The sequence below is a fragment of the Phenylobacterium sp. genome, assembly GCF_041916435.1.
GTDB lineage: Bacteria > Pseudomonadota > Alphaproteobacteria > Caulobacterales > Caulobacteraceae > Phenylobacterium.
Genome location: NZ_JAYRZM010000001.1, coordinates 958,627 through 975,119 on the forward strand (window position 1 = coordinate 958,627; position 16,493 = coordinate 975,119).

The following is a 16,493-nucleotide window of genomic DNA, read 5'->3' on the forward strand; positions in this document are numbered from 1 at the left end:
CCCGCCTCTTGGGCTACATCCTGAAGACGCCGAAGCGCGTCTCCGGAACCGGCGCGTTCAGCGCCGCAGATATGGACAGACCGAGCACGTCTCGGGTTTGCGCCGGATCAATCACCCCGTCGTCCCACAGGCGCGCGGTGGCGAAATAGGGATTGCCTTCGTCCTCGTAGCGCTGGCGCACGGGGGCCTTGAAGGCTTCCTCCTCCTGGGCCGTCCACTTGCCGGCGTCGCGGTGGACGGTGGCCAGGACGCTGGCGGCCTGCTCGCCGCCCATCACGCTGATGCGGCTGTTGGGCCAGGTCCACAGGAAGCGCGGCGAATAGGCCCGCCCGCACATGCCGTAGTTGCCGGCGCCGAAGGAGCCGCCGATCAGCACGGTGAACTTGGGGACCTCGGCGCTGGCGACGGCGGTGACCAGCTTGGCGCCGTCCTTGGCGATGCCGCCGGCCTCGTACTTGCCGCCCACCATGAAGCCGGAGATGTTCTGCAGGAACACCAGGGGAATCCGCCGCTTGCAGGCGAGTTCTATGAAGTGGGCGCCCTTCAGCGCGCTCTCGGAGAACAGCACGCCGTTGTTGGCCAGGATCGCCACCGGATAGCCCCAGATGCGGGCGAAGCCGGTGACCAGGGTGGAGCCGTAGAGCGGCTTGAACTCGTCGAAGGAGGAGCCGTCGACGATGCGGGCGATCACCTCGCGCACCTCATAGGGCGCGCGCACGTCGGGCGGCACGATCCCGTAGAGCTCGGCCGGGTCGTAGGCCGGCGGCCGGGGTTCGGCGAGGTCCAGGTCGACGCGCTTGACGGTGTTGAGGTCGCCAACGATGCGCCGGACGATGGCCAGGGCGTGCTCGTCGTTGGCGGCCACGTGGTCGACCACGCCGGAGCGGCGGCCGTGGGTGTCGGCCCCGCCGAGCTCGGTGGCGGTGATGACCTCACCGGTGGCGGCCTTCACCAAGGGCGGGCCGCCCAGGAAGATGGTGCCCTGGCTCTCCTCGCCGACGCCGCGGACGATGATCGTCTCGTCGCTCATGGCCGGCACATAGGCCCCGCCGGCGGTGCACGAGCCCATGACGCAGGCGATCTGAGCGATCCCCTCGGCGCTCATCCGGGCCTGGTTGTAGAAGATGCGCCCGAAGTGCTCGCGGTCGGGGAAGACCTCGGCCTGGTGCGGCAGGTTCGCCCCGCCCGAATCGACCAGGTAGACGCACGGCAGCCGGTTCTGCAGCGCCACTTCCTGGGCGCGCAGGTGCTTCTTCACCGTCATCGGGAAATAGGCGCCGCCCTTCACCGTGGCGTCGTTGGCGATGATCAGGGTCTCGCGGCCGGACACGCGGCCGATTCCGGTGATCACCCCCGCGCCGGGCGCCTCGTCGTCGTACATGCCGGATGCGGCGAGCGCGCCCAGTTCCAGGAACGGCGCGCCCGGATCGATCAGGCGCATCACCCGCTCGCGCGGCAGAAGCTTGCCGCGGGCGACGTGGCGCTGGCGGCTGCCTTCCGGCCCGCCAAGGGCCGCGGCGGCCGCGCGGGCGCGCAATTCCTCCACGAGGGCGCGGTTGACCGCCGCATTGGCGGCGAATCCCGCCCCGTTCACATCGATGGCCGTCGAGAGCTTCGGCATGGGAGAGGCATAGCCGCCCCGCTCGCCCGGCGCCAGAGCACGATCGATGCGCGGCGAAAGCTAAAAGCGGACTCCACAATCGGCGCGCCGGGCCTAGGCTCGCGCCGTGCCCAGATTGCCGGACATCCCCGTCGATTCGGCGCTCGCGCGCCTGTTCGCCAAACCTCGCGTGGAGGAGGAGGCGACGTGGTTTTCCCTGCCCGGCGGCGCGACGCTCTACAAATCCGGCGAACCGGCCGACCAGCTCTTCCTCGTGCGCGCCGGCCGGCTGGGCGCGATCCGGCGCGAGGCCGACCACGAGCCGCAGTTCCTGGGGGTCATCAAGCCGGGGGAGCCGGCCGGGGAAATGGCGCTGATGGCGGGCACGGCGCATTCCGCCGACGTGGTCGCGCTGCGCGATTCGGAAATCTTCGCCCTGCCCCGCGAGGTGTTCTTCGACGCCGCCGAGCAGGACCCTGGCGTGATGACCGAGCTGGCGCGGCTGATGATCCTGCGCACGCGCCAGGCGGCTACGCGCGCCGGCGGGGGCGTGCCCTCGGTGTTCGGCTTCGTCACCGTGGGCAAGCCGGTCGCCCTGCGCCCGCTGGTCGACCGCATCGGCCGGGCGATCGGGCGGCTGGGCTACACCGTCACCGTGATCGGCGCCGAGGCCACCCACGCGCCGACAGAGTGGTTTTCCGAGGTCGAGCGCACCCACGACTTCGTGCTCTATCTGGCCGAGGCCAACGAACTGAGCTGGCGCGCGCTGGTGAGCCGCCAGGTGGACCGGCTGTTCCGCGTGGGCCTGGGCGACATGGCCCCGCCGCACGTCACGCCGAACCCGGGCCTGGCCGCGCCGCTGGAGGCGCAGGACCTGGTCGACCTGATCCTCATCCAGCCGACCGACCGGAAGATGCCCCAGGGCTCGGAGGCCTGGGCCAAGGCCATCAACCCCTCGCGGGTGTTCCATGTGCGCCGCGACGGCGAGGCGGACATCGAGCGCCTGGCGCGGGTGATCACCGGCCAGTCGGTGGGGCTGGTGCTGTCCGGCGGCGGCGCGCGCGCCTACGCCCACATCGGCGCGATCCGGGCGCTGCGCGAACGCGGCGTGCCGATCGATTTCGTCGGCGGCGCCTCGATGGGCGCCGTCGTCGCGGCGGGCGTGGCCATGGGCTGGGACGACGAGGAGCTGGACCACCGGATCCGCAAGGCCTTCGTGGACTCCAGCCCGCTGGACGACATCGCCATCCCGCTGCTGGCGATGACCCAGGGCCTGAAGGTGAGCGAGCGGCTCGCCGAGCACTTCGGCGAGGCGGCGATCTCGGACCTGTGGCTGCCGTTCTTCTGCGTCTCGTCCAACCTGACGACGGGCACCTACCACCTGCACCGGCGCGGACGGCTGACGCGGGCGCTGCGCGCCACCATCGCCCTGCCCGGCATCCTGCCGCCGGCCACCGACGACAACGAGGTGCTGGTCGACGGCGCGGTGCTGAAGAACTTCCCCGCCGACATCATGCACGCGATCCAGTTGGGGCCGGTCGTCGGGGTGGACGTGACGCGCGGGCGCAGCATCACGGCCACCGACGTGGCGCGGCCGGAATCGGTCTGGCGCTGGATCTTCTCGGGCCAGTGGCGCAAGGGCCCGCCGATCGTCTCGCTCTTGATGCGCGCGGCCACCGTCTCCACCGGACGCGACCTGGTCGCCGCGCGGGAGGCCACCGACGTCCTGGTGACGCCGGACGTGGCGGGCGTGGAGATCCGCGACTGGGAAGCCTACGAGCCGGCCGTGGAGAACGGCTACGCGGCCATGTCGGCGGCGCTGGACGCGCTGGACCGGCCGGTGACCGACCTGCGCCGCCGAGCGAGCCTGGAGGAACTGGCCGCCGCCCCGCGCACGCTCGGCGCGGCGGTTCGCTGACCCGCCGCTTCGCCTGAACTTTCGGCGAGGTCCCGCGGCCGGGCGCCCAGCGTCACGGCGCCGCAGCCGGCGATGCGCTCCAGCATTTGCGACTCCTTCAGGGTCGGCCCATATTCTCAGGGTCTGTTCAACAGCTGAAAGGAGGTGATCCAGTGTCTCATGTCGAAAGCCGTAGCTCGGTGACCGTGACCTGGACCTCCGCGAACGAGGTCCGCGCCTAAGCCACGCTTTGGCATAGGTTCGGTAACCGCGATGCGGTCCGACTATGGAAAGGCCGCCCCCGACAACGGGGCGGCCTTTCGCGTTTCCGGGCTCAGGCGAACCGCCGCTCGAGGTCGCGCCGGACCTCGGCGATGACACCCGCCCAATCGCCCGGACGCCGCTGGCGATAGAGCCTCGCCGATCCGTACCAGGGACTGTCGGCGCGCTCGCGCAGCCAGCGCCAATCGGTGTCGATGGCCGACAGCAGCACCCAACAAGGCTTGCCGAGGGCGCCGGCGGCGTGCGCCACCGAGGTGTCGACGGCGATCACCAGATCAAGCCCGCCGATCAGGGCCGCGGTGTCGGCGAAGTCCTTGGCGCCGGTGAGTTTGGGGTCGAGGTCGACCACCTCGCCCGGCAGGGACAGCAGGGCGTCTGCCGCCCCGGGCGTCAGCGAACGGTTGGCGTCATTGCGGTGGCTGGGATTGCCGCGCCAGGCCAGGCCGATCCTCGGCGCGCGGCCGCCTTCCGCCACAGGCGCGCCCGGCCAGCGGAGGTAGGGCGCGCCGTCCAGCTCCTCCAGCGTCACGCCGAGCTTGGCCGGCAGCGAGGTGATGGTCGTCCAGTAGTCCGGATCGGGGAACTCCACCATTCCCTCGCCAGCGAACACCTCCGCATCGAGGCTGGCTTCGAAGAGCCGGACCAAGGCGGGATGGCACAGCAGCACCACGCGCGCGCCCCGATCCCTCAGCGTGCGCACGAACCGCGCGAACTGGATCTGATCGCCCAGCCCCTGCTCGGGAAAGATCGCGATGGTCTTCCCGGCCACGGATTCGCCGCCCCACTCGGGAAACGGCAGACCCGGCTTGGGGACGTTCAGCCCCGGCACGTCGTAGCGCGCCTCGTACAGGGGCCAGCCCTCCGCGTAATGTCCCAGGCTGAGCAGGGCCGAGCCGACCGCGAAGCGGAGCCGCGGTTCGTTCGGCGCGAGCGTGAGCGACTTGCGGAAGGCCGCCTCGGCCTCCTCAAGCCGGCCGGCGCTGCGCAGGGCCGAGCCGAGATTATGGCGCAGGTCCGCGCGACGGGGCTCGACGCGGATGGCGGACTCGTAAGCCCGCACCGCACCCGCGTAGTCGCCCGCAAGCTGCAAGGCCGAGCCCTTGGCGATGGCTTCGGCGCCGCCCGCCCCGCGTTTTCCCGCTCTGGAAGACATCAGCCACCCTTAGCCCATGCCGCGCCAGGGCGGGTAGCGCCGAACGCGCCGGCCGGCGGCGGCTTCCGCCTAGAAGGACACGCAGGTCTGCTGGGTCACCAGGAGCACGGAATCCTGATGGAAGCGCGTCTTGTAAGCCTGGCGCACCTCGTCGAGCTTGGCGCGGTCGCCCTTGCCCGGCATGACGATCAGCACGATCTTCGACGCCTCGCGGATGAGCTGGTTCTCGGGCCCGCGCCATTGGCCGCCGCCGTCGAGCACGGTCAGGCCGGCCGGAAAGCGCGGCGTGACCTCCTGGTCGACGAACGCCTGGAAGTCGGTGTCGCTGACCACGCCGTCGCCGGCCTCCTTGCGGCCGAAGAAGAGCTGGGCCATGCGCATGGACTCCTGGCCCTGCGGACAGGCGACGGCCACCGGAGCCGGCGGCGGCGGCGGAACGCTCGCACAGCCGCCCAGCGCCAACGCGCCGATCAACCCGGTCCCCCAGCCCAGCTTCATGCCCCGATCAGCTCCCGTCCGATGAGATAGCGCCGGATCTCGTTGGTGCCGGCGCCGATGTCGTAGAGTTTGGCGTCCCTAAGCAGACGCTCGACGGGATAATCTTTCGTATATCCGGCGCCGCCGAGGGCCTGGATCGCCTCCAGGGCGCATTTCACGGCGTTCTCGCTGGCCATCAGAATCGCGCCGGCCGCGTCGAAGCGCGTGGTGAGGCCCGCGTCGCACGCCTTGGCCACCGAATAGACGTAGGCGCGCGAGGAATTGAGCGCCACGTACATGTCGGCGACCTTGGCCTGCATGAGCTGGAACGAGCCGATCGGCTTTCCGAACTGCTTGCGCTCGCGCACGTAGGGCAGGACCACGTCCAGGCAGGCCTGCATGATGCCGAGCGGGCCGCCGGAGAGCACGGCCCGCTCGTAGTCGAGGCCGCTCATCAAGACGCCGACGCCGCCGTTCTCCTGGCCGAGCACGTTCTCCTCGGGAACCTCGCAGTCCTCGAACACCAGCTCGCCGGTGTCGGAACCGCGCATGCCGAGCTTGTCGAGCTTCTGGGCGCAGGAGAAGCCCTTGAAGTCCTTCTCGATCAGGAAGGCGGTGACGCCGCGGCTCGCTCCGTCGGGGTCGGTCTTGGCGTAGACCACCAGGACGTCGGCGTGCGGGCCGTTGGTGATCCAGAACTTGGTGCCGTTGAGCACGTAGCGGTCGCCGCGCTTGTCCGCGCGCAGGCGCATGGAGACCACGTCGGAGCCGGAGCCGGCCTCGCTCATGGCCAGGGCGCCGACGGATTCGCCGCTGATCAGGCCCGGCAGATATCGCCGCTTCTGCTCCTCCGAACCCCAGCGGCGGATCTGGTTGACGCAGAGGTTGGAGTGGGCGCCGTAGCTGAGGCCGATGGAGGCGGAGGCGCGGCTCACCTCCTCCATGGCCACCACATGCTCCAGGTAGCCCAGGCCGAGACCGCCATACGCCTCCTCCACGGTCACGCCGTGCAGGCCGAGCTCGCCCATCCGGGGCCAGAGTTCGCGCGGGAAGCTGTTGGCCGCGTCGATGTCGGCGGCCATGGGCGCGATGACGTCGGAGGAAAAGCGCGCCGTGGTCTCGCGGATCATGTCCGCAGCGTCGCCCAGGGCGAAGTCGAGGGAAGGACCGTGGTTCGGGATCATGCGCGCAGCCCTAGCACGGCGCCGCGCGCGTCGGGAGCCCCGCGCCTAGCCGAGGGGGCCGGGGCGGTCGAGCCGGTCGTCCTCGCCGCCGAGGCGCTCGAGCATCAGATAGGCGGCCACGCCGAAGCAGCCGATGCCGATCACGCCGATGAACCAGCTGATCGCCAAGGGGCTGAGGATGCCGCCGTCTTCCGTGGGCTGGGCGCTGAACGCCCAATAGAGAGCCCAGCCGAACAGCATCAAGCCCACGGCGGCGAGCAGCAGCAGCGGCGGCGTGGCCACGCGCGCCGGCGTGGCCGCGGGCGCGGCGGGTTGCGGCTCGGAGCGCGGCACCATGCGGAGGGGCGCGGCGGCCGTCTCGCCGACAGGCTCGGCCGTTTCCGGCTTGGCGGACTCAGCAGAAGGCGCTTCAGGTTCAGGCTCGGCTTCGGCGGCCGGCTTCGGCTCGATATCGGGCAGGATGGCCTGCAGGCGCTGCGTCAGCGCGGCGGCCGCGGCCACGACCGGGCTTTCTTCTTCAGTCTCGTCCGGCGGCGCGGGTCTGGGCGCTGGCGTCTCGTCACGGGTCAGGACGATGCGCTCGCCCTCGGCCGCTTCACGCAGGGCCACCGGCGCCTGCGAAGGCACCAGGCCGGTGCGGTCGGCGTCGAGCTTGGGCGGCAGGAGCGGCGTCGGGGCCGCCAGCCAGCCCTCGGCCGGCGTCAGGAACAAGGTCTTCTCGGCGGCCCGGCGGCGCACGAGCGCGTCGACGATGATGCGCTCGCCCTCGAAATCGGCGCGGCGCCACAGCTCCATGGCGCAGGCGGCCTCGATCAACGCGCCCTCGTTGATCCGGCGCAGCACCCCCGAATGGCGGAAGTTCTCAAGGCCGATGTTGAAGGCGAAGGCGCACAGGGCGTCGAACTGGTTCTGGGTGAGCGGCGTGAAGATCCACTCGTTGACCGCATGGGCCACGCCGATGAGGTCGTAGATCAGCAGGGCCTCGGCGTCCTGTTCGGAAACCTCGGCGCCGGCGCGCGCGGTCTGGGTATGGCCGTAGCCGATCGTCCAACGCCCGTCAGGCGCCTGCGCCGCCTTGCGGCGATAGCCCTCGAACCGCTTGATCAGTTCGATCGCGGCTTTGGACACCTGATGACGCACCTTGTGGGCCCCGCTTGCCTCAGAATGGAACAGGCGCTCGCGCGCCTACACTCAAGCCGCAAGATAAGGGCCGCTCACAACAGAATGAGGGCGGCGAGTCCCAAGAATGAGAAGAAACCCGTGAAATCGGTGGTGAAGGTCACGAACACGGCGGACGAGACCGCCGGGTCGCGTCCCATCCGGTCAAGCGCCAGGGGCACCAGCGCCCCGGCAAGGCCGGCCATGAAGAAGTTGGCGACCAGGGCCATGCCGAACGTGAGGCTGAGCCGCGCATCGTGAAACAGGAAGAAGATCACCGTGCCGGTGATCGCGGCCAGGGCCAGGCCGTTCAACACGCCGACCAGGATCTCGCGCCCCACGGTGCGCACGGCGTTGTAGGCCGACAGCTCGCGGCTCGCCAGGGCGCGCACGGCGACCGCGAGCGTCTGGGTGCCGGCGCTGCCGCCGAGGGAGGCGACGATCGGCATCAGCATGGCCAGGGTGACGAGCTTGGCGATCTCGCCCTCGAAGGCGTGGATCACGCTGGCCGAGACCGAGGCCGTCACCGTGTTGATCATCAGCCAGGGCAGGCGCGAGCGCACCATGTCGGCGATGTCGGCGTTGCGGCCCGCGTCGGACACGCCGGCCAGGGCCAGGATGTCCTCTTCGCTTTCCTCGTGGATGACGCCGACGATGTCGTCGACGGTGATCTGGCCCACCAGCCGCCCGCCCGGCTCCACCACCGGCGCGGAGATCAGGTGGTACTTGTCGAAGATGTAGGCCACCTCCTCCTGGTCCATGTCGACCGGGATTTCGGTGACCGGCTCCATGATCTGGGCCAGGGGGATGTCGCGCCTGGAGCGCAGGAGGTGGCTGACTGGCGCGGCGCCCACCGGCTTGTAGGACGGGTCGATCACATAGACGTCGAAGAACAGCTCCGGCAGCTCGTCGCCTTCGCGGCGGAAGTGGTCGATGGCCTGGCCGACGGTCCAGAATTGCGGAGCGGCCACCACCTCGCGCTGCATCAGGCGCCCGGCGGTCTCGTCGCCGTAGGCCAGCGAGGTCTCGATGGCCGCGCGCTCGACCTCGGGCATGGCGGCCAGCACCTGGGCGCGCTTGTCGGCCTCAAGGTCGTCGACGACGTCGGCCGCGTCGTCCGAATCCAGCTCCTCCAGGGCCTTGGCCAGGGTGGCCGGCGCCACGGTCTCCAGCACTTCTTCGCGGATCTCGGTGTCCAGCTCGGACAGGATCTCGGCCAGCGCCTCCGGATCGAGGTGCGCCAGGACCTCCTCGCGATAGTCGGCGGACAGGAAGCCCATCAGGTCGGCCACGTCGGCCGGGTGCAGCGCGCCCAGGAGTTCGCGCAGCCGCTCGGCGTCGCCACGGTCGGCGGCGTCGACCACCATGTCGACGAATTCCGGATTGAGGGCGTAGTCCTCGGTGAGCGCGAGGTCTTCCAGATCCTCTTCCGCTTCGGGAATCTCCAGCTCGGTCGGTTCGGAGGGGTCGGCCACATCTCGGCTCATGGAGACCTCCCTTCCCTCGACGGCTTACGATTCCTGACGGTTCTGACGATCCTGATTCACTGGTGCGGTCGAGAAGACTCGAACTTCCACGGGTTGCCCCACAGCGACCTCAACGCTGCGCGTCTACCAATTCCGCCACGACCGCTCGTGGTGAGGCGCGGGGCGTAGCAAACCGCCGCGCATTTGTGAAGAGCGCCTTCGAAGACGGCGTCAGCCCGCCCCGGCCATGAAATCGTAGACGTCCGCCGCCCGGGTCACGGCGATGGAGATCTTCTCGTCGTTGATCTGGATTTCGCCGCGCGCCACCGGATGGTTGTTGGCCAGGATCCAGACTTCTTCGTTCACCGACGCGTCGAGCGGAATCACCGCGCCGCGGCCCATGCGCAGCAACTGCTGCATGGGCAGGGTCGAGCGCCCGAGCACCACGGCGATCTCGACATTGACGGCCATCACCTGACTCACGAACGAAATCCCCTACATTGACGCGCGGCCCGCCTTGCTCCACGGGCCGTCCGATCCCCACATTGGGCCGACATGCTTGACCGCTCGTTAAACGCCGACACCCTGCCCGCCTTCGGCCGCGAAGACGGTCTGCCCGCCGGATGGGCCGTGAGCCGCGGGCTCGTCGACTATCCCGCCGCCGTCGAAGCCATGGAGGCGCGCGCCCAGGCGATCTTCGAGGGCCGCGCCGGCGAACTGGTGTGGCTGCTGGAGCATCCGCCGCTCTACACGGCGGGGATTTCGGCCAAGCCGGGCGACCTGATTGATCCCGAGCGGTTTCCGGTCTTCCAGACGGCGCGCGGCGGGCAGTTCACCTACCACGGGCCGGGCCAGCGGGTGGCTTATGTGATGCTCGACCTGACCAAGCGCCGCCGCGACGTGCGCGCCTTCGTCGCAGCCCTGGAAGCCTGGGTGATCGGCGCGCTGGCCCGATTCAACGTGGAAGGACAGATTCGCGAGGGCCGGGTCGGCGTCTGGGTCGAGCGGCGCGCGCCCGGCGTTCCGGCCCGCGAAGACAAGATCGCCGCGATCGGCGTGAAGCTGCGCCGATGGGTCTCGTTCCACGGGGTGTCGCTGAACGTCGAGCCGGACCTGGGCCATTTCGGCGGCATCGTGCCCTGCGGCGTCACCGAGCACGGCGTCACCAGCCTGGTCGACCTGGGCCTGCCGGTGACCATGGACGAGGCCGACGACGCCTTGCGGGCGAGCTTTCGGGAGATCTTCGGCGAGGTTGAGCCGGCGGCGCCGCCGCTCTAGGCGCGGGCGGCGGCCAGTCGCGTGTCGCGGCCGCGCGGATCGGCGCCATAGCGATTCGGGCCGATCTGGCCCGGCACGAAGATCATGACCAGGTAGATCATCCAGGCGCCGATGCCTGGCAGCAGCACCAGCGCGCTCAGCCAGCCGCTCCAGCCGGCGTCGTGCAGCCGCTTGGCGGTCAGGGCGAAGAACGACCAGGCCGCCGCCAGGGCGCCGATGGCCAGCAGCGGCAGGAACATCAGCAGCGACTCGCCCCAGCCGACGACCGTGCGGTCGGCCTCGACATTGGCCCGATGCAGCCCCTCCAGGACGATCTGGTGCAGCCCTTCCTGCACGCCGGGCGCGAGGCGCGAGACCGGCGCGGAGATCAGGTGGATCGCGATCAGGCCCAGCACCGCGAACACCGCCGGCGAGACGATCAGGAACAGGCCGCCCAGAGCATAGTCCCGCCGGCGCACGCGCCCCTGGCCGCTGAACAGGAACTCGACCACCGCCGCCTCACGCCGGCTGCGGGCGCAGGGGATTGGCCCCGTAGCGGTTGAAGCCCTGTTCGCCCGGCAGCACGCCGAGTTCGACCACGGCCCAGAGCACGACGAGCCCGAACAGGAAATCGAAGAAGCCGACGGGCTGGGGCCAGACCGCCACCAGCGCGAACAGGATCAGGCCCGCCCACCAGCCAGACCGGCCGCGGTCGTGCAGCCGCTTGGACAGCACGCAGGCGCCGCAGAACAAGAGCGCCGGATAGACGAACCAGCCGGTGATCCAGTGCAGGGTCGGCCCGACCACGGCCTCGTAGACAGCCGCCGCGGTCACCAGGATCGCCGAGGCGATCAGGAACGGAGCGCGCGCGATGCGGCCGGCCCCCGAAAAGAAGAGCTCGCCCCAGTCGATCCCCCCGCCCATGCTCCATCTCCGCAGAATCTGAAGCTAGATACTATAGCGCCCCCTGCGCTCGCGCGCGCGGCGCTTCCGATCGGCCGGCTGCGACCCTAGATAGGATTCCATGACCATGCCCGCCACGTCCCCTTCCGGATTCGATCTCACCCCTCCCACCGCCGAGGAGCGCGCCCGCCTGGAGGCCGACCTCACGCAGGAGGAAGCCGACGTCCTCTTGCACCACGGCACCGAGGCGCCGTTCTGCGGCGGCCTCCTGGATAACAAGGAGGACGGCGTCTACTGCTGCCGGCTGTGCGGCCTGCCGCTGTTCAAGGCCAAGACCAAGTTCGAAAGCGGCACCGGCTGGCCGAGCTTCTGGGCGCCGTCCGACGAGGCCCACGTGATCGCCGTGCGCGACACCAGCTACGGCATGGTGCGCATCGAAACCCGCTGCGCCCGCTGCGACAGCCACCAGGGCCACGTGTTCCCCGACGGGCCGCCGCCGACGCGCCTGCGCTACTGCATCAACTCGGTGTCCCTGGAGTTCGTGCCGGACGGCGAGCCCCTGCGCGATCCCCTCGGCCGAGGCGACGGGCGGGCGATGGCGCCCCTGGGGAGCTGATCCCCCCGCGGGCCGGCGCCCAGATGCGCCAGGATCTGAAAGAGAAACGCCGTCGACCAGCCGATCAGCAGCATGCCGTTGACGGCCTCCAGCACGCCGACCATGCGCCAGGCCCGCGGCAGCACCGCGCCCGTCTCGCCCAGGGTGGAATAGGCGCTGGTGGAGAAGTAGAGCGCCGCTTCGAAGGTCGGCAGCATCTGCATCCACCAATAGAGGATGGCGTAGGCCCAGATCTCCAGGCCGTGGATCACGAAGAGGCCCAGCACGATCGCCATCGGCGTGAGCATGCGGTCCAGCGCGCCGAAGGACTTGATGCTTGAGAACCGCCAGCGGGTGAGTTCGAACAGCACGTCCTGCCCGACGAGGTGGATCACCACCGTCAGGCCGACCATTCCGGTGGAGATGGCCAGTTCATGCAGGAGATTGGTGGTCGGGGAGCTCATGTCCATCGGGCGGCAGGTCGGCGCAGGGGAGCGGCGGCCCCGATCCAGGGCGCGCCGATCAGCCCGCCAGCCGGTCCAGGACGGCGAAGGACCGCTCCGGGTTCATCTTGTCCTCGATCTCCCAGACGGCGGCAAGACCGGCGTGGGCGAAGCTCCAGCGCCGCAGACGCTCGCGGTCCAGCCCCGCCCCCGCGGAAAGCAGTTCAAGCCGCCGCTCGATCCGTCCCGGCGCGCAGACGAGCTCGAGGTCGGGATTGCGCACGATGTTGGCGTAGTCGTAGGCGCGCTCGCCGATCACGCCCCAGGGGTCGATGGCCAGCCAGCCGACCTCCCCGAAATCCAGAATGTTCTCGTGGTGCATGTCGCCATGCAGCACGACCACGTCGCGCGGCTCGGCCAGGAGCTCGCCGGCCGTGCGCGCCGCCTGCGCGAGCCGCGGATCGGCGTGGCCGGCGCCGAGGAGCTTGGCGAACAGGCTCCGGAGCGGCGGCAGTCCTTCCGGCGGCGGCAGGTCTCGGGGCCGGTGCAGCGCCCCGACGACGTCGCAGATGATCGCCGACGCCTCGTCGTCGCGCCCGGAACGCGCCAGTGCGGCAAGGTCGCTCCCTTCGGCCCGCGCGACGAGGACGGCGTCGGCCTCCCTGGCCAGCAGCGGCGCGGCGCCCTGCCCGTTCCACCACTCCAGGAGCCGGCCGCCGCGGGCCTCGTCCGCCGACCGGCCGACCTTGAGCATGGCCGCGCGGCCTTCGAAGCGGACGGGGGCGAGCCTCCCGTTCAGGCTGTCGAAAGGCTCGCCGTCGGGCTCCAGCCGCCAGCGTTCGATCCAGGGCGTCAGCGGGTCGGGCGCCATGAGCCGAGGCTAGCCCGGCCGCCAAGCCAAGTCCCGGCGAAAGGCGCGGCTCAGGCGCCCTCGCCCTCGACCATGCCGATGCGCAGGTTGTTCTGCACATGGCCGACGCCGGAGACGTGCTCGGCGATGTGCTCGGCCCGATGCTTGTCGTGGCGGCTGCGCACGACGCCGTCCAGGGTCACCTCGCCGTCCTTGACCGCGACCGTCATCCCCGAGGCGTCCAGGTGGCGGTCCTCGGTCAGGCGATCGTTCACGTCCTCGCCGATCCGTTCGTCGGAACGGTGATAGCCCTTGGGCCCCAGCCCGCGGTGATCGGCCTCGCGGCGCGCCCGCGCGTAGCGGTCGCCGAACCACGAGGCGGCCTCATCGGACATGCGGTCCCAGAAGCCCCGCTCCTCCGGCGCCATGCCGGGCTGGACGTAGGGCCCCGCCCCGTGGCCGAAGGTCGGCTTGGGCCGGGGGCGGAACATGCCGCGCCGCTCCAGGGCGTCGTACCAGGCGTCGGAGCCATAGGCGGGGGCGCCGAAGTTGTAGCCGTCCCAATAGCGCTGCCGCTCGAGCTGGTCGGCGAAGGCCGCCTCGGGACCGAGCGCCTCGCCGATCCCGCTCTCGGGCTCATAGGCGCCGCGGGGCGGCCCGAAGGCGCGCTCCTCGTCGACGGCGGCGCGATCCTCGCCGTCGCGGCCCGCCGCTTCGCCGCGCGGACGACGGATGCGGGCGGGCCGCCCATCGCTGCGCTCGTACCATTGATTGTCCATGTGACCGTCTCCCTGCACTGGATGTCCGGTGCAGGAAAAACGGCGCTCAGGCGCAGGCGTTCCGACACGCCCGCGTGAGCGTCACAATGGAATGTTGTCGTGCTTTTTCCAGGGGTTCTCGAGCGCCTTGCCGCGCAGGTTCTTCAGCGCCCGGGCGATGCGGCGGCGCGTGCCGTGCGGCATGATCACGTCGTCGATGTAGCCGCGGCTGGCGGCGACGAACGGGTTGGCGAAGCGCGCCTTGTACTCGGCCTCGCGCGCGGCGATGGCGTCCGGATCGCCGATCTCGGAGCGGAAGATGATCTCCACCGCGCCCTTGGAGCCCATCACGGCGATCTCGGCGGTGGGCCAGGCGTAGTTCACGTCGCCGCGGATGTGCTTGGAGCTCATCACGTCGTAGGCGCCGCCATAGGCCTTGCGGGTGATCAGGGTGACCTTCGGCACGGTGGCCTCGGCGAAGGCGAAGAGCAGCTTGGCGCCGTGGCGGATCAGCCCGCCCTGTTCCTGGCGCGTGCCCGGCATGAAGCCCGGCACGTCGACGAAGGTGACAAGCGGGATCTCGAAGGCGTCGCAGAAGCGCACGAAGCGCGCGGCCTTGCGCGAGGCGTCGATGTCGAGCACGCCGGCCAGCACCTGCGGCTGGTTGGCGACGATGCCGATGGTCGAGCCGTCCATGCGGGCGAAGCCGCAGACGATGTTCTTGGCGTAGTCCGGTGAAATCTCGAAGAAGTCCGCCTCGTCGACGACCTTCAGGATCAGCTCCTTCATGTCGTAGGGCTTGTTCGGATTGGCCGGCACCAGGGTGTCGAGCGAGGGCTCCTCGCGGGCCACGTCGTCGAAGCTCTCGCGCACCGGCGGCGCCTCGCGGTTGGACAGCGGCAGGAAGTCGATCAGCCGGCGGACCTGGGTCAGGGCCTCCAGGTCGTTCTCGAAGGCGCCGTCGGCCACGCCGGACTTCAGCGCATGCACCCGGTAGCCGCCGAGCTCCTCGTGGGTGACCTCCTCGTGGGTGACCGTCTTCACCACGTCCGGGCCGGTCACGTACATGTAGGAGGTGTCCTTCACCATGAAGATGAAGTCGGTGATGGCCGGCGAATAGACGTCGCCCCCGGCGCAGGGGCCCATGATCACGCTGATCTGCGGGATGACGCCCGAGGCCAGGGTGTTCTCCAGGAAGATGTCGGCGTAGCCGGCCAGGCTGTCGACGCCCTCCTGGATGCGCGCGCCGCCGGCGTCGAACAGGCCGATGATCGGCGCGCCGACCTTCAGGGCTTGGCGCTGGACCTTCAGGATCTTCTGCGCGTGCGCGCTGGAAAGAGAGCCGCCGAAGACCGTGAAATCCTTTGAGAAAACGAAGACGACGCGGCCGTTGATCGTACCCCAGCCGGTGACCACGCCGTCGCCGGGAATCTTCTGCTCGGCCATGCCGAACTCGGTGGCGCGGTGCTCGACGAACATGTCGAACTCCTCGAAGGAGCCCTCGTCGAGCAACAGGTCGATGCGCTCGCGCGCGGTGAGCTTACCCTTGGCGTGCTGGCTCTGGATCCGCCGCTCGCCGCCGCCGACCCGCGCCTCGGCCCGCCTGCGTTCCAGTTCTTCGAGGATATGCTTCACGCCTGGCTCCAATACGCCCGTTCCGGATGAAGCCGTAGTCGCGCCTGGGATCGCTGACAAGTTGCCCGGAGGGAAGCTCAGCCGGCGTCGAGCGCCCGGAACCAGCGGTCCAGCAACCGGGCCTCGTCCATGAGCCGGGCCGTCCGTTCGGCCGCCTCGGCGTCCACGCCCCACTTCTCTTCCTGGTAGGCTTCGTCCAGGCGCGACAGCTCGAAGGCCTGTTCGCCGCTGAGCCAGCCGCGCAGGACGCCGAGCGCCAGGATCGCCGAGCCGAACAGCGCCGCGCCGAACGCCAGGCCGGTCAGCCGGAAATCGTCCAGCGCCTCGGCGAGTTCGCGCACGCGCTCCAGGGTCTCGGCCGGCTGCTCGCGGTGGATGATGCCCGAGGCGCGCACGAAGGCGCTGGCGATCTCGGCCTCGGCCCGCGCGAGCACCGGCTCCCAATGCAGGGCCTGACGCTCGGCCAGCGTCTGGGGTTCGTCGGCGAAGTAGCAGATGAGATCGGAGGCGGCGTACTGCACCACGCTCTGAGCCGTCGCCTGGCGCGCCGACGGCAGGGCCTCCAGCGCCGTGTTGGCCAGGCGCGTGGCGTGCATCGTGGCCAGTTCGATCACGTCGGTCTGGGCGGCCCATTCGGCGGCGACCAGGTCGGCCAGCGCCCGCGTCGGCGCGACGAGCTTGCCGCCCTTGGGCGTGCGCACGGTGCGCCCGTCCAGCTTGACCGCGAAGCCGGCGCCCTCGGGCTCGACGGCGACCTCCTTGTAGAAGCGCTTCGGCTTGTCGACCGGCTCGTGAAAACCCTTGGAGACCATTCATTCCACCCTGCCCGCGACGG

Annotated in this window: 17 protein-coding genes and 1 tRNA gene; 3 read left to right on the top strand and 15 right to left on the bottom strand. The window is 70.2% G+C overall.

Annotated features, from left to right (window positions below; genetic code table 11):
* Nucleotides 1-13 precede the first annotated feature (13 nt).
* Nucleotides 14-1,621: a carboxyl transferase domain-containing protein gene (locus tag ACE3TA_RS04685; RefSeq protein ID WP_374570956.1), complete on the bottom strand. Its 1,608-nt coding sequence runs from the start codon at nucleotides 1,619-1,621 to the stop codon at nucleotides 14-16.
* Nucleotides 1,622-1,727: 106 nt separating this feature from the next.
* Between ACE3TA_RS04685 and ACE3TA_RS04690 the strand changes: the two genes are divergently transcribed.
* On the top strand, nucleotides 1,728-3,518 hold the full coding sequence (locus ACE3TA_RS04690) for a patatin-like phospholipase family protein (RefSeq protein ID WP_374570959.1): 1,791 nt from the start codon (nucleotides 1,728-1,730) through the stop codon (nucleotides 3,516-3,518).
* Between the two features lie 313 nt (nucleotides 3,519-3,831).
* Here the strand turns inward: ACE3TA_RS04690 and ACE3TA_RS04695 are convergent, their stop codons facing one another.
* From ACE3TA_RS04695 to ACE3TA_RS04725, 7 genes are all read right to left on the bottom strand, one after another.
* Nucleotides 3,832-4,932 carry a tetratricopeptide repeat protein gene (locus ACE3TA_RS04695; RefSeq protein ID WP_374570962.1) on the bottom strand — a complete coding sequence of 367 codons (1,101 nt, stop codon included), beginning with the start codon at nucleotides 4,930-4,932 and terminating at the stop codon, nucleotides 3,832-3,834.
* Between the two features lie 69 nt (nucleotides 4,933-5,001).
* Nucleotides 5,002-5,430 carry a DUF3574 domain-containing protein gene (locus ACE3TA_RS04700; RefSeq protein ID WP_374570964.1) on the bottom strand — a complete coding sequence of 143 codons (429 nt, stop codon included), beginning with the start codon at nucleotides 5,428-5,430 and terminating at the stop codon, nucleotides 5,002-5,004.
* A complete protein-coding gene (locus ACE3TA_RS04705) occupies nucleotides 5,427-6,593 on the bottom strand; it encodes an isovaleryl-CoA dehydrogenase (RefSeq protein ID WP_374570966.1) in 1,167 nt (388 codons plus the stop codon). Before ACE3TA_RS04705 ends, ACE3TA_RS04700 begins: the two co-directional genes overlap by 4 nt.
* Before the next feature lie 45 nt (nucleotides 6,594-6,638).
* Complete coding sequence (locus tag ACE3TA_RS04710; protein ID WP_374570968.1) at nucleotides 6,639-7,721, bottom strand: lysozyme; 1,083 nt, start codon at nucleotides 7,719-7,721, stop codon at nucleotides 6,639-6,641.
* Nucleotides 7,722-7,807: 86 nt separating this feature from the next.
* Nucleotides 7,808-9,238, bottom strand: a complete 1,431-nt coding sequence (mgtE, locus tag ACE3TA_RS04715; protein ID WP_374570970.1) for a magnesium transporter — start codon at nucleotides 9,236-9,238, stop codon at nucleotides 7,808-7,810.
* A 60-nt stretch (nucleotides 9,239-9,298) separates the two neighbouring features.
* A tRNA-Leu gene (locus ACE3TA_RS04720) sits at nucleotides 9,299-9,383 on the bottom strand.
* 65 nt (nucleotides 9,384-9,448) lie between these two features.
* On the bottom strand, nucleotides 9,449-9,688 hold the full coding sequence (locus tag ACE3TA_RS04725; protein WP_374571119.1) for a FliM/FliN family flagellar motor switch protein: 240 nt from the start codon (nucleotides 9,686-9,688) through the stop codon (nucleotides 9,449-9,451).
* 84 nt (nucleotides 9,689-9,772) lie between these two features.
* On the opposite strand from ACE3TA_RS04725, the gene lipB reads away from it, so the two are divergent.
* Nucleotides 9,773-10,495: a lipoyl(octanoyl) transferase LipB gene (gene lipB, locus ACE3TA_RS04730; RefSeq protein WP_374570972.1), complete on the top strand. Its 723-nt coding sequence runs from the start codon at nucleotides 9,773-9,775 to the stop codon at nucleotides 10,493-10,495.
* Here lipB and ACE3TA_RS04735 read toward each other — a convergent pair.
* Entirely contained in the window at nucleotides 10,492-10,986 is a 495-nt protein-coding gene (locus ACE3TA_RS04735; RefSeq protein WP_374570975.1) for a DUF805 domain-containing protein, read from the bottom strand. The two genes, lipB and ACE3TA_RS04735, sit on opposite strands and share 4 nt — an antisense overlap.
* Nucleotides 10,987-10,993: 7 nt before the next feature.
* On the bottom strand, nucleotides 10,994-11,398 hold the full coding sequence (locus tag ACE3TA_RS04740; RefSeq protein WP_374570977.1) for a DUF805 domain-containing protein: 405 nt from the start codon (nucleotides 11,396-11,398) through the stop codon (nucleotides 10,994-10,996).
* Between the two features lie 100 nt (nucleotides 11,399-11,498).
* Here ACE3TA_RS04740 and msrB point away from each other — a divergent pair, with 100 nt between their 5' ends.
* Nucleotides 11,499-11,993 (top strand): peptide-methionine (R)-S-oxide reductase MsrB, encoded by a 495-nt coding sequence (gene msrB / locus ACE3TA_RS04745; protein ID WP_374570979.1) that lies wholly within the window; start codon nucleotides 11,499-11,501, stop codon nucleotides 11,991-11,993.
* On the opposite strand, the gene ACE3TA_RS04750 is transcribed toward msrB, so the two are convergent.
* From ACE3TA_RS04750 to ACE3TA_RS04770, 5 genes are all read right to left on the bottom strand, one after another.
* A complete protein-coding gene (locus ACE3TA_RS04750) occupies nucleotides 11,888-12,436 on the bottom strand; it encodes a hypothetical protein (RefSeq protein WP_374570981.1) in 549 nt (182 codons plus the stop codon). The two genes, msrB and ACE3TA_RS04750, sit on opposite strands and share 106 nt — an antisense overlap.
* A 58-nt stretch (nucleotides 12,437-12,494) precedes the next feature.
* On the bottom strand, nucleotides 12,495-13,286 hold the full coding sequence (locus ACE3TA_RS04755) for an aminoglycoside phosphotransferase family protein (protein WP_374570983.1): 792 nt from the start codon (nucleotides 13,284-13,286) through the stop codon (nucleotides 12,495-12,497).
* 50 nt (nucleotides 13,287-13,336) lie between these two features.
* Nucleotides 13,337-14,044, bottom strand: coding sequence for a BON domain-containing protein (locus ACE3TA_RS04760; protein ID WP_374570985.1), 708 nt, complete (start codon nucleotides 14,042-14,044; stop codon nucleotides 13,337-13,339).
* A gap of 81 nt (nucleotides 14,045-14,125) precedes the next feature.
* Nucleotides 14,126-15,658: an acyl-CoA carboxylase subunit beta gene (locus tag ACE3TA_RS04765; RefSeq protein WP_374570987.1), complete on the bottom strand. Its 1,533-nt coding sequence runs from the start codon at nucleotides 15,656-15,658 to the stop codon at nucleotides 14,126-14,128.
* A gap of 77 nt (nucleotides 15,659-15,735) precedes the next feature.
* A complete protein-coding gene (locus tag ACE3TA_RS04770; RefSeq protein ID WP_374570989.1) occupies nucleotides 15,736-16,470 on the bottom strand; it encodes an ATP12 family chaperone protein in 735 nt (244 codons plus the stop codon).
* Nucleotides 16,471-16,493: the final 23 nt, after the last annotated feature.